This is a genomic window from Oceanispirochaeta sp. M1, from assembly GCF_003346715.1.
Classification (GTDB): domain Bacteria; phylum Spirochaetota; class Spirochaetia; order DSM-2461; family DSM-2461; genus Oceanispirochaeta.
Map to the genome: position 1 here is coordinate 13,949 of NZ_QQPQ01000023.1, position 13,257 is coordinate 27,205.

Consider the following 13,257-nt stretch of genomic DNA (forward strand, 5'->3'; position numbering starts at 1 on the left):
TCTCAACAAAAACTATTCTATTTTATGCATTCATTCTAATATTTATACGGATAAATTGATCTTTTAATGATTTTCCTGTAATAATATTCATAAATCTAAAAAGAAAGACCTTAGGAGATCTCATGGCAGAACGTACAACGCCAATCAATCTGGTAGAAAATGCATATAAAAAGACCCGGAGCAATCTGGTAACCATAAGAAAACGTCTGGGCAGACCCCTCACACTTTCAGAAAAGACTTTTTACGGTCACCTGAGAGATCCTGAGAATCAGGACCTTACAAGGGGCAAAAGCTTTCTCCTTCTGCAGCCCGACAGGGTAGCCATGCAGGATGCAACTGCTCAGATGGCAATCCTTCAATTTATGCTCAGCGGCAGAAAAGAGTCCGCCGTACCTGCCACAGTTCACTGTGACCACCTTATCCGTGCATACAGCGGAAACGATGCAGACTTAAAAAGAGCTAATGAGGAAAACAAGGAAGTCTATGAATTTCTTGCCTCAGCCTCAAGCCGTTACAATATAGGTTTCTGGGAACCCGGTGCAGGAATCATTCATCAGATTGTTCTTGAAAATTACGCCTTTCCCGGTGGTATGATGATCGGAACAGACTCTCATACCCCCAATGCCGGTGGTCTGGGAATGGCTGCAAGCGGTGTTGGCGGTGCAGATGCTTCTGATGTAATGGCCGGACTGGCCTGGGAAGTTAAGACTCCTGAGGTTCTGGGAGTTAAGCTCATAGGAAAACTTCAGGGCTGGACCTCTCCAAAGGATGTAATTTTCAAACTTCTTGAAAAACTGACTGTAAAGGGCGGAACCAACAGGGTTGTTGAGTACTTCGGTGAGGGATGCGAGAGCATCAGCTGTACCGGTAAGGCCACCATAACCAATATGGGCGCCGAGCTTGGAGCAACCTGTTCCCTCTTCCCCTACGACAGCAGAATGGCCGCCTACCTGAAATCCACAGACCGTGCAGATCTTGCTGCGGCAGCAGATAAAAGTAACGATATTCTCTGCGCCGATCCTGAAGTAGCTCAGAATCCTGCAGATTACTACGATATGCTTATCGAGATAGATCTCAGTACACTTGAACCCCAGATTTCAGGACCCCACTCCCCCGATGCGGTAACGGCAATTTCTGAAATGAAAGCAAAGGCGAAGGATCAGGACTGGCCCACAGATCTGACTGCAGCCCTTATAGGCAGCTGTACCAACAGCTCCTACGAAGATATTGACCGTTCTGCCTCCATTGTGAGACAGGCTCTTGAGATGGGTGTTAAACCCGCACTGCCCCTGATGGTTTCACCCGGCTCACAGCTGGTTAAGGACACCATTGCCAGGGATGGTCAGCTGGCGACACTTGAAGAAGGGGGTGCCGTAATGCTCAGTAACTCATGCGGCCCCTGTATCGGTCAGTGGCAGAGAGAAGATATCCCCAAGGGGACCAGAAACTCTCTTGTAAACAGTTTCAACAGAAACTTCAGAGGAAGAAACGACGGGAATCCCGAGACCCTCTCCTTCCTGGCCAGTCCCGAGATGGTAACCATTATGGCTATAAGCGGTAAGCTGGATTTCAATCCCTACACCGACACACTGGTCAATGAAAAAGGTGAAGAGGTCAAGTTTGATGCTCCCAGGGGTGATGACCTGCCCCAGAAAGGTTATGAAGACAACAAGGCAGGTTACCAGGCACCCAGAGGCGGTGATACAAAGGTTATGGTGGCAGACGACTCTCAGAGACTTCAGCTCCTGACACCTTTTACACCCTGGGATGGTTCTGACTTCGAATCACTCCCCCTTCTGGCCAAAGCCAAAGGTAAGTGTACAACAGACCACATCAGTCCTGCAGGCCCCTGGCTGAAGTTTAGAGGCCATCTTGATAATATCTCCGACAACATGCTCAGCGGAGCTACAAACGCTTTCACAGATGAAGTAGGAGTGGGTAAAAACCTGAACAGCGCCGCTAGGGGGATAACTTTCTCCGACAATGCACGGGCCTATAAGAAAGAGGGTCTTCAGTTTGTAATCGTAGGTGATGAAAACTATGGCGAGGGAAGCAGCCGTGAACATGCTGCCATGAGTCCCAGACTCCTTGGCTGTGCGGCAGTTCTGGTAAAAAGCTTTGCCCGTATCCACGAAACCAACCTGAAGAAACAGGGAATCCTGGCGCTGAGCTTCAAAGATCCCTCTGACTATGACAAGATTCAGGAAGATGACAGGATCTCGGTTAAGGGGCTGACTTCACTCTCTCCCGGATCTGAACTGGAAATAGTCCTGAATCATGCAGATGAGAGCAGTGATAGTATCGTTGCAGTTCATACTCTGAATGACGAGCAGATCCGCTGGTTCAAATCAGGTTCGGCACTGAATCTTTTAAGATCAGAATCCTGAAAATTGACTGATATTTAATGAAATAAAGCCCGGCATTCGCCGGGCTTTTTTATTGCTGATCAAAGACTGAATAATAAAAAGTTTATTGAAGAGATGCGAATTTTTTAAGCGATTTCAACTGATCCTCATTACCCATGGCTATCAGCTCATCTCCCTGATTTAACTGGATAGATGCAATTGTGCTGCGGTTTGACTGATTACTTCTCAGATTTCCATCAGAATCAAGAATCCCGATAATAACAGCACCCGTGTGCTGACCGATATTACTTTCTCTCAATGTCTTACTGATCAGACCTGAATCAGTACCCAGATGACAGGATTCAATATGGACATCATCCTTTCCTCCTGCTGCTATGGTATCCAGAAAGCGGCTCACCGAAGGTCTGATACTGACTGTTGCCAGACGGCGCCCTGCTATTACCTTAGGAGTAATAACCCTGTTGGCTCCTGCCTTCTTAAGTTTGGATACAGTCCTTTCATGAGAGGCTCTTGAAACAATATTCAGTTTTGGATTCATTTCACGGGCAGTGAGCACTGTAAATACATTCTGCGGATCTTCGGGCAGACAGCAGATCAGTCCCCGGGCCTTGTCGATCCTGGCCCTGGACAGTACTTCCTCTTCCGAAGCATCCCCGTCAATCATCGTATAGGAGGGATACTTCTCTTTGTCAATATCTGTAATATCCCAATCCACGATGACAAAGGGTATTTTATTCTTATTCAGCTCTTCGGCAGTTTCTCTACCGACCTCTCCAAATCCGCATATTATAAAATGATCTTTAATCTGACCCAGGAAATGCTTCATGCGTCTCTCCCTCATTGTATGGAGTAATTGTCCTTCAAATAGAAAGGACATAAGTGTGGTGATGATATAACCGATAATCAGCAGACTCACAAGGATGAGACCCATGGTAAAATACCGGCCCTCTGTGGACAGAGGATGAACTTCGGCAAAGCCGACGGTGGATATAGTGACGAATGTCATATAGAGGCTGTCTGCAAAGTTCCAGTTCTCTAAATTCATAAATCCGAAGATTCCTGAAAAGATGAGAAATATGATCAATGCCAGTGCCAGTAAAAATCGCTGATATGGTGTCATAACATTACCTGTAAATTTTCTACCCTTTTCTCAACTCTCTGATCCGAAATCTTTTCCCGGGTTTTCATCTCCTGGGCAAATAGGAAAACTTTATACTCCTGGAAATACCACCAAAGGGCATCCACTTCTCTTTTACGTTCCGGGCTTATCCACTCGGGCATCTTATCCAATGTTTTCAAATATCGATTCCAGAATCTTGAGAACTGTTTTTCCCTCTCTGCATCCCTCTGGGGATCAAGAATACCCTTTTCCGATCGTACCCTGATAAGCTTCATATGTCTGATCAGCTCATGGAGCCTCTCTGATTCATACTGATCGATAAAATCTCTGGGAATCAGATCTTCAAGGTCCTGTCGCCGGGCTTCGATAAAAGCCTTACTCCTGCCCTTACTTTCGGCCTGTGAAAGGAAAAGCCTGGTCTCCTTAAAGCCCTGAATAATCCTGCTGCACTGGCTGTAGACCTCTTCAGCCCTTTGAAAAAGCTGTGGAGCCAGATCTGCTCTGGCTTTATCAAAATCCTCTTTTGAACGAATACTGTTATCACCGGCTTCAAAAAAGATCTTGTTCCATATCCGCTTTTCCATCTCCTTCAATCCGCCAAAATAGGCAGCACCCTCAGTGAAATGAAAATCAGATGAAAGTTCCTGCTTGAAAGATCTGATCTCTTTAGCAAAGCTCAGACGCAGCAGCAGGGATACTCCCTTGCTGTGAGTATCGGCGGCTTCCTCTTTATTCTCCAATAGGAGTATGGCAGCCGTCTCATCACCGCAGTCCTTAAGGGCTGGATAGAGGCGGTACATATAGCCCTTCTTGCCCTTTTTACTGATCTCCTCGGGAAGATCCCGGAACTCCCAGGTTTTAAGGTTATTCTGCTCCCACTCTTTCCGGCTGTTCCGGAGAATATTCTTATCAACATGGGCGTCATATTTTTTATAGAGAACTTCCGTATCACGGGCAGTTTCAATAACCTTACCCCGCTCGTCTGTTACTGCAATTCTTATTTTCAGATGTTCAGGAAGAGCGTCTTCATCCCAGTCTGTCAGTGGAACATTGATACCCCATTCCGTATAAAGAAACTCACTGAGAGTCCGTGTCAGCTTCTGATCATCCTGACTCTCCATTTTCTTCACAATTTCATCCACTGTGGCATTGATGGGTGTCAGCTGTTTTCTGGTTTTCTTAGCTAATCCCTTGATCAGAGCAGCAATTCTCTCTTTATGAAGCCCCGGTATGGCCCAGTCCAGCTGAGTCGCCTGTACCTGAGTGGCTTCTCTGGCGGGAATCTGAAGGGTGACACCGTCTGTTTCCTTGCCTGGTTCAAAGCTGTACTCCACCGACACATCTATGTTTCCAATGCTCAGGGAGTCTGGAAACTGGGCCAGTATATTTTTATCGGTCTGCCCTTTCAACAGATCTTCTTCACTGATCACAAGATAGTCGGGGCCCTTGTCTATCAACAGCTTATTCAGCAGACCCAGGTCATAGACTTCTGATCCCAGACGTTCCTTATAGATAAGAAACAACTCTTCATCCGTAACAAGGAGATTACGCCGACGGATCTTATTCTCCATATTAACAATGGAATCAATAAGGTTATTGTTGGCTTCCAGAAAAGGAAAAGAGGATGTATCACGGACAGCCCCTTCCAGAAAGGCACCCCGAATCATCATATCTGTGGCTTCCGATGGATTAACAGGTCCATATGGGATCACATCTTCGGAAATAATAAAGCCGAAAAGACGCTTCTGCCGCTGTACCATTACAGCACCCTTGTCCTGTGTCCAGATGGGACTGTGATAACTTTCTGTGATCAGATGTGCCGAGAGATCCTCAAACCACGAGGACTCTACATTGGCTACTATACGCCCGAAGAGCTTGGAGGTCTTCACTATTTCCCCGCAAACAATCCACTCACCGGCTCTCTTTCCCCCAAAGAGTCCGGAGCCGGGAAAAATCATAAGCTCACGGTTTCTTGTAGCCCTGTAGTAGACCTTCTCCTTCTTCAGGGCTATATGGGAGAGGAAGCCCGCAAGTATTGATTTATGTATGGCGGGATAGAAGTTATCTTCATTCCCCTGGTAGGCTTTAATTTTGTATTCCTTCTCTTCAAGGAGAATTTTCAGCTGTCTGTAGATGTCCTGCCATTCCCTCATTCGTCTGAAGGACATGTAGTTTTCCTTGCAGAACTTCCTTAAATTCCCTGTTTTTTTTGTATCATAATTTTTTTCGAAGCTACGCCATATATTTAAGCGGCTCAAATAATCCGAGTTATCATCTCTGAATTTTGCATGAGCCTGATCTGCAGTTCCAACCTTGTCCTGAGGGCGTTCCCGGGTATCATGGACGTTCAATGAAGCAGCAATAATAAGAACTTCTTCCATGCACTGCTCTTTGTCAGCCTGAAGAATCATCCTTGCAAGACGGGGATCAAGAGGAAGGAAGGCCATGATTTTACCCATTTTGGTCATTCCATAACTTCGCTTTTTACCGCTTCCCCGGTTCTCTACGGCTCCAAGTTCCATCAATGTTTTATATCCGTCACTGATGCCCGTAGAGGATGGGGGATCTATAAAGGGAAACTCTGCAGGATCACCCAGACGGAGAGAAAGCATCCGCAGAATTACTTCTGCAAGATTAGTTCTGAGAATTTCGGGAGGGGTAAACTCCTGTCTGCTTACATAGTCATCTTCCGTAAAAAGACGGACACATATTCCGTTCTCCACACGTCCACAGCGCCCTTTCCTCTGATCTGCACTGCTACGGGATATGGACATCACCGGCAAAGCGAAAGTACCCGTAGAGGGGTAATACTGGGCCAGACGGGCAATACCCGTATCAATAACATATCTTATTCCCGGTATGGTCAGGGAAGTCTCGGCCACATTGGTTGAGATAACAATTTTTCTTGTAGGCGCCTGTGCAAAAACCCTCTTCTGATCGGAGGAAGAAAGCCTGGCATAGAGGGGCAGTATGGTGGCGTGTCTCTGCTTACCTGCCAGAAGATCACAGCACTCTCTGATATCCTGCTCTGTAGGCATAAAGATAAGGATGTCTCCCTTGGAGTCCTTATAGATCAGCTGATTGGCGGCCTGTGCGGCACGCTCTGCCAGAGAACCCTCATCACTGAGATCGCTGTCATCATAACGGACTTCTACGGGAAAAGTACGTCCCGAGACCTCTATCACGGGAGCATCATCAAAAGCCTTTGAGAACTTCTGAGTATCTATTGTTGCCGATGTAATGATCAGCTTGAGGTCTTTCCTCTTCTTAAGCAGCTGCCGTAGATAGCCCAGAATGAAGTCAATATTCAGACTCCGCTCATGAGCCTCATCGATGATAAGGGTATCGTATTCATTGAGATAGGCATCTCCCTGGGTTTCGGCCAGGAGAATACCGTCGGTCATGATCTTTATGGTGGATGTGGGTTTATCCCTGTCCTGAAAACGGATCTTGTATCCAACAGACTGACCGGGCTGTTCTCCCAGTTCGTCAGCAATACGATCGGCCACTGTGAGTGCGGCGATTCTACGGGGCTGGGTACATCCGATCTTTCCCTCTATCCCCCTGCCCGCAGCCATACAGAATTTTGGAATTTGAGTCGTTTTTCCACTTCCGGTTTCACCGGCCAGAACTATGACCTGATTATCCCTGATGGTCTGGATAATCTCATCCTTCCGTGCCGTGATGGGCAGATCGTAATTCCAGTTATACCGTGGTTTTCTAAGCTGTCTTCTCTGTTTCTCTTCCATGGAGGAGAGAATTCTGGATTTAATTTTTATCAGACCCTGAGATTCTTCTGTAAGTGTATTGTTATTCAGCCTGAAAAGTTCCCGATTCAGAGAGTGGTAGTCACAGGAGCGGACTCCCTTCAGCTCTTTTTTCAAAGGGGCTAAAAGAGGATTAAGCTGCTGTTGTGGTCTCCGGGGCTTCCCAGCTGATTTTTTCTGTGTATCAGACATAATCACCCATACTATTCAGATTCCTTCTCCCGGACAAGTGCCGCTTCCTGAAGAATGTCCTGAAGTACTATAAGGAGTTCCCCTTTACTGCCTACATTACATTTACGATAAATACTTTTTACATGACTCTTCACCGTATCAAGGGAGATATAAAGTTCACCGGCAATCATCCTGTAGGTTTTCCCCTGGATAAGAATTCCCAGAACATCCTTCTCTCTGCTGCTGAGTTTAAAAATTCCGGCGATCTCTTCAAGAGAATCCTTTAAGGCTGTATTTTCATTGCGGATGGTATCAAAGTAGACCTGCTGCTGATTCACAAGGCGGCTGATGATTCTGGGCCTGCTGAGTACGGCAATTGAAAATGTGATAAGCAGCAATGTGAACATAATCTGATTATTAAACTCCGGCCAATTAAAAATATTCACATCAAGTGAATCTGACACAGGAATAAGAGAATACAGATACAGAAGATTCATCAGAACAATGCTCTCCACTCCCGCCATGACAATCAGATTGATCTTCAGCCGCAGGGAAGCACAATAGATGATAAACAGCAGAACCGGCAGCAGAGGAAATGAATATCCCTTTGAATGGAAAAATGACCAGGATGAAGCCAGAATGATTTCCAGTGAAATGATGAAATAAGGATTCAGAAATCTTTTATTTTTTTTTAAAAATGTAAGGGTCAGATAATTGATCAACCCAAGAAAAAGTGGAATTAAAATGGTGATTGTATTACTGTGCTGCAGAACAGACCAGAGAAAAAGAAAAAGGAGAAACAGAGTGCGGAGTTTCCCGGCCTCTTCCTCTCCTCTTCTGCTCTCTGTCTGATGCAGATAATCATTGAGGGATCTCATAATTCAACATTATAGTCTGAAATCCCCCAATGGATATCTATTTTTCTCAGCTTTTATTTGATTTTAACAGCCGTTCCATAGACTATGACTTCCGCCGCCCCCTGCATGACTGCACTGGAGGCATAACGTATATTTACGACTCCCTCGGCTCCCATTGCCTCGGCTTCTTCAACCATTCTTTTTGTAGCCAGTGCCCTTGCACCATTAAGCATTTCCGCATAGGCAGTGATTTCACCGCCTACAAGTGTTTTCAGGCTGCTCATAATATCTTTTCCCATATGCCTGGACTGAACGGTACTCCCCTTCACTATCCCCAGCATCTCCAGATCCTTTCCTGAAATTGTTTCAGTATTGACTAAGATCATCTTCATCCTCCTCATCTATTTCTCTTTTTCTGTGCACTGCGGTAACAATCATCATGATCATAATGGGAACGATGATTAAAACAGTCAGCCCCATAAACCCTGCCTTCAGCCAGGCCGGTATTGTATAATCCTGTCCTACTCCCCAGATCGAAGCCATAAGTGTCCAGATCATCAGAAGCAGAAACATAATGGTTATCAGCCAGGTCAGAAAATGCTTTCTTTTTTTCATAAGTGGCCCCCGTAGTTTTGATATACTGATTATCATCCCCCGCAGTTGATTTGGCCATTACCCGATCAGTGTGAATTTGATCTAATATATCAATTCACCCTGCCGGGTGATATTGCAAAACACTTAACACTGGTATAGTATAAATATCATGAGGAAAATCATTCATGTAGACATGGATGCCTTTTATGCATCCGTTGAACAGAGGGACAATCCTTCCTACAGAGGGAAGCCGATTGTTGTAGGAGGACCCCCCAACAGCCGGGGTGTTGTATCCACCTGTTCCTATGAAGCCAGAGTCTACGGTATACATTCGGCCATGCCTTCTACACAAGCCTACAAACTATGTCCCCATGCCATATTTGTATCCCATCATAATTTCTCAAAATACAAGGAAGCATCCGATATTATCAGAGAGATATTCCTCTCCTACACGGACCTGGTAGAACCTCTGAGCCTGGATGAGGCCTATCTGGATGTTACTGAAAATAAGATGAACAATCCCTCGGCTACCAGAATTGCCGAAGAGATCAGAGCCAGGATCTACAAAGAGACAAACCTGACTGCATCTGCGGGGGTTTCCTATAATAAATTCATAGCCAAAATTGCATCTGACATCGACAAACCCAATGGCCTGACAGTAATTCTCCCGGAAGAAGCCGAATCATTTCTTGCAAAGCTTCCTATTAAAAAGTTCTGGGGAGTCGGCAAAAAGACAGCAGAACATATGAACTCCCTGGGCATCGAAACCGGGGCCGACCTTAAAAAACTTGAAATGTATGAATGTCTGGATTACTTCGGTAAATCAGGGAGTTATTATTACAATGCTGTACGGGGAATCGATGAGAGAAACGTAGAGCCCGAACGAACGCGTAAATCCCTTGGACGGGAAAATACATTTCCCTCTGATCTCACAGACCCTGAGGAAATAATGAAGGAACTGGAAGAAATTTCGGCCCGGATTGAAGAGGACTTGAAACAGCAGAATCTACAGGGACGTCAGCTCACCCTGAAAGTCAAATATCATGACTTCCGTCTCTGTACCCGCTCTATTCAGAGTCCCATGGTACTGGAGAACAAGGAAGACATACTCAGCCTGGTACCGGCATTACTGAATAAAACAGATGCCGGTAAAATTCCTGTTCGTCTTCTCGGCCTTTCCCTTGGAAAACTTCAGGGTGATCTATATAAAGAAGCCGATCCGCAGATGGAGCTGAATCTCTTTGCAGCAGACTCTGGATGCACACAGGGAAAATCATTATAGTATGCCCCTATGGGACAATATATATTTGCACAGGCCGCCGTTGCCATATTTGCCATCACCGGTGTATTAGGAGCTATCCGTAAGGACAGAGACATTCTTGGGCTCGTGGTTCTTGGTCTTATTACCGCCATAGGCGGTGGAACAATCCGGGATACCATCCTGGATGTACCGGTTTTCTGGATTGCCGACAGTACCTATATTATTGTTGCCGCAGCCGCTTCGGCCCTGACATTCTTTCTATTGAAAATTTCAACAATCAATGATGCCCGTTACAGGATTCTCCTCTATTTTGATGCCCTGGGAGTGGCTTATTTCTGTATTCAGGCTTTTGAAAAGACAATCAGCCTGGGACACAGCTTTCCACTGGCTCTGATGATGTCCTTTATAACAGGAATGGGCGGTGGTGTGATGAGAGACGTTCTCACAGGACGTCCTAATCTTCTAATCACAACTGAGCTTTATGCAACTCCCGCTCTTTTAGGGAGTATCTTGTATGGTATTTTGAGAATGGTCGATGTTGATATTCAACTGGCTGGAATCATATCCGTCAGCTTTATATTTATCTTCCGCTCTCTGGCGGTCTTTTACAGACTTCATATGCCCAGATGGCTGGTGAACAACAGGGATTCATGAATCCTCCTGATGAGTTCTGTATATCTCAAGAAATTCATCCATAGAATCCTGAAAGCATTCATAAAGATAGGGATCAAAAGAACCCTTCATCTCTACTTCCATAATATTCAGAGCTTCTTCAATAGAAAATGCCCTTTTGTAAGATCTTTTTGAAGTTAAAGCATCAAAGACATCCGCTATCGCCGCTATTCTACCGGCAAGAGGAATCTCACGCCCCTTCAGCCCTTCGGGATAACCGCTGCCGTCATATTTTTCATGATGGCCACTGATAATATCCTCTGCTACCTTCAGAACAGATTGATTCAGTATCGATCCTATTCTAAGATTCATTCCCTTAATAATTTTCAAACCACTGTTAACATGCTGTTTCATAACTTCAAACTCTGTGGATGTCAGTGGTCCTTTCTTTAGAAGTACATTATCGGGAATACTGATTTTACCAATATCATGGAGAGGGGCAAACCAGAGAATTTCCCTGGGGAATCCAGGTCTGATGGAAAAGTCCTTTCTGGATAAATTTTTTGCAATTGTAAATGAGTACAGTGACATTCTGCTTATGTGTTCCGAGGTCTCATTATCCCTTTCATTCATAAGACCGACAAAAGAATTAGCTGACTCTGCAATCAGTTCCTGTGAAAGATACTCATGAAAGAAGCGATGCTTTAATCGTTTTGCAATCCGTTGAGCAACCTTCAAATGGAATTGATTATAAACATTACTTTCACGACTGGAGATAAATAGAAATCCCACACATCGCTGATTGGATTGAAGGGGTATGGTCATGCTGGAGCGGATACCCTCTTTTAAAATAAGTTTAGTAGATTCAGAAACACTATTCTGTCTGGCATAAGAGGGCAGATCATTCATAATTCGACCATTGCCTGTATGAATCATCTTATTCAGAGAGGTATTGGATAGGAATTCAGAATATCCCGGTTCCAGCCAGACCTTTTGATATTTCACAAAGGCAGACTCTGCGGTTACCCGGCCGTCACTGTCATTAAATGCAAGGGCAATTCGATCCATTGGAATCAGTTCATCAAGGGCGGAGGCCAGATATTCAAGTATTTCGGAAATACTGCCGTAGGATTCTATTGTGTCGATCTTCTGATCTAATTCTATATCCTTATCAATCCTGTAAATAGCATGACTCAGGGCCAGTATCTCTTCTGGTGCATCATCAGGAACATTAAAGGAGTCAAACAGTTCCATATTCAACCGGGAATCGATCATATTGATCCCTTTTTGAATAATAACTAATGAATCATTAATTGATGATTTAATAGAGCTATAGAAAAAATAGAATACAATAACAAGAAAAGAGATCAAACCTAATAAGATGTAGACAACCATAAGGAGTAGATGAAGGTATGTGTTTGTACGTCCCCGGATGGACGCTGCATACTGTCGGAATTGATCCATATACAAGGTTTTTTCATCCTCAGTTGTGTACATTGGCTCTGGAAGATAGTGCTTATAAACAAGAAATCGGCTGGGTGATAGTTTTCTAGACTCCAGGGATGTGCTTATCTTAATAACATCTTCATAAGCCTCATGAACTCCGTCACTCACAGAGTATGGACTGGCCGTTACTGTTGTTGCGACTCTATTCAGCTTTGCAAATAACAGGGAAGAGTCCTTCTCAATTTGAGTGCTGGAGATTCTGAAGAATAATAAAACTAATATGGAACAAATGAAAAATGTCAGTATGAGATATAAAAAACGGTCCTGTTTTATGCTTTGTTTATAAATGCTTTGTTCTTTTCTAATATTTTTTAATTTTATCATAAGTTTTACAATATTAAATATATGGATATAATTAGTAAAGAGCATAAGGATAACAGGTTAAAAGTATGATAGAAAAAATTTATCTTGCCTCAGCCTCTCCCCGTCGTAAACAGCTTGTTAAACAGATGGGAATGGAGTGTAAGGTCATTGAAGTGGATGTAGAAGAACCTATGGATCAGAAGCTCCATGCGGTTGAACTTGCAAAAAATCTTTCAGAACTGAAGATGAATGCCTGCCTTGAACATCCTGAACTCTACCCTGATGATGCTGTAATCCTCACAGCGGATACTCTGATTGCCCTTGATGATGAAAAAATCGGTAAAGCTGAAACACGGGAAGCCGCAGCAGAGATGCTGAGAGGCATACAGGGACGCAGCCATCAGGTGATTACAGCCTTCACGATCTACTCCGTTTCACAGAGAAAGATGATTACAGACTATGAAAGCAGTGATGTCAGCTTCAGCCCCATGTCAGAAGAAGAGATAAACAATTATCTGGACACAGATGAATGGAAAGGTGTAGCCGGTGCTTATAGAATACAGGAACAGGGAGGGAAGTACATATCTTCTCTCAATGGCACGTTTTACAACGTCATGGGCTTGCCAATAAACAGAATCTATGGCATCTTGAGCAGGCTGTAATTCAGCAAAAAATTTCCGGTTGCTAATATGTCTTTTCC

The 13,257-nt window shown here is 44.5% G+C and carries 10 protein-coding genes; 4 read left to right on the plus strand and 6 right to left on the minus strand.

Translation table 11 applies throughout. The features are described from left to right. The first annotated feature begins 122 nt into the window (after positions 1 to 122). Positions 123 to 2,387: an aconitate hydratase gene (locus tag DV872_RS16235; protein WP_114630999.1), complete on the plus strand. Its 2,265-nt coding sequence runs from the start codon at positions 123 to 125 to the stop codon at positions 2,385 to 2,387. A gap of 82 nt (positions 2,388 to 2,469) precedes the next feature. Here the strand turns inward: DV872_RS16235 and DV872_RS16240 are convergent, their stop codons facing one another. From DV872_RS16240 to DV872_RS16260, 5 genes are read right to left on the minus strand one after another with little or no spacing between them, the layout of a single operon-like run. Further along, positions 2,470 to 3,486, minus strand: coding sequence for a TrkA family potassium uptake protein (locus tag DV872_RS16240; protein WP_114631000.1), 1,017 nt, complete (start codon positions 3,484 to 3,486; stop codon positions 2,470 to 2,472). Continuing rightward, the gene (gene hrpA / locus DV872_RS16245) at positions 3,483 to 7,445 is read right to left on the minus strand and encodes an ATP-dependent RNA helicase HrpA (RefSeq protein WP_114631001.1); all 3,963 of its coding nucleotides are present in this window, start codon (positions 7,443 to 7,445) and stop codon (positions 3,483 to 3,485) included. Before hrpA ends, DV872_RS16240 begins: the two co-directional genes overlap by 4 nt. A gap of 11 nt (positions 7,446 to 7,456) precedes the next feature. Next, entirely contained in the window at positions 7,457 to 8,302 is an 846-nt protein-coding gene (locus DV872_RS16250) for a helix-turn-helix transcriptional regulator (protein WP_114631002.1), read from the minus strand. A gap of 53 nt (positions 8,303 to 8,355) precedes the next feature. Continuing rightward, the gene (locus tag DV872_RS16255) at positions 8,356 to 8,667 is read right to left on the minus strand and encodes a YbjQ family protein (protein ID WP_114631003.1); all 312 of its coding nucleotides are present in this window, start codon (positions 8,665 to 8,667) and stop codon (positions 8,356 to 8,358) included. Continuing rightward, positions 8,648 to 8,896 (minus strand): hypothetical protein, encoded by a 249-nt coding sequence (locus DV872_RS16260; RefSeq protein ID WP_114631004.1) that lies wholly within the window; start codon positions 8,894 to 8,896, stop codon positions 8,648 to 8,650. The genes DV872_RS16255 and DV872_RS16260 overlap by 20 nt, the downstream gene beginning before the upstream one ends. Positions 8,897 to 9,044: 148 nt before the next feature. On the opposite strand from DV872_RS16260, the gene dinB reads away from it, so the two are divergent. Beyond that, a complete protein-coding gene (dinB, locus tag DV872_RS16265; protein WP_114631005.1) occupies positions 9,045 to 10,157 on the plus strand; it encodes a DNA polymerase IV in 1,113 nt (370 codons plus the stop codon). Between the two features lie 9 nt (positions 10,158 to 10,166). Beyond that, the gene (locus tag DV872_RS16270) at positions 10,167 to 10,790 is read left to right on the plus strand and encodes a trimeric intracellular cation channel family protein (protein ID WP_114631006.1); all 624 of its coding nucleotides are present in this window, start codon (positions 10,167 to 10,169) and stop codon (positions 10,788 to 10,790) included. On the opposite strand, the gene DV872_RS16275 is transcribed toward DV872_RS16270, so the two are convergent. Then, positions 10,785 to 12,578: an HD domain-containing phosphohydrolase gene (locus tag DV872_RS16275; protein ID WP_158547009.1), complete on the minus strand. Its 1,794-nt coding sequence runs from the start codon at positions 12,576 to 12,578 to the stop codon at positions 10,785 to 10,787. The genes DV872_RS16270 and DV872_RS16275 overlap by 6 nt on opposite strands. 65 nt (positions 12,579 to 12,643) lie before the next feature. On the opposite strand from DV872_RS16275, the gene DV872_RS16280 reads away from it, so the two are divergent. Continuing rightward, positions 12,644 to 13,219: a nucleoside triphosphate pyrophosphatase gene (locus DV872_RS16280; protein ID WP_114631008.1), complete on the plus strand. Its 576-nt coding sequence runs from the start codon at positions 12,644 to 12,646 to the stop codon at positions 13,217 to 13,219. Positions 13,220 to 13,257 lie beyond the last annotated feature (38 nt).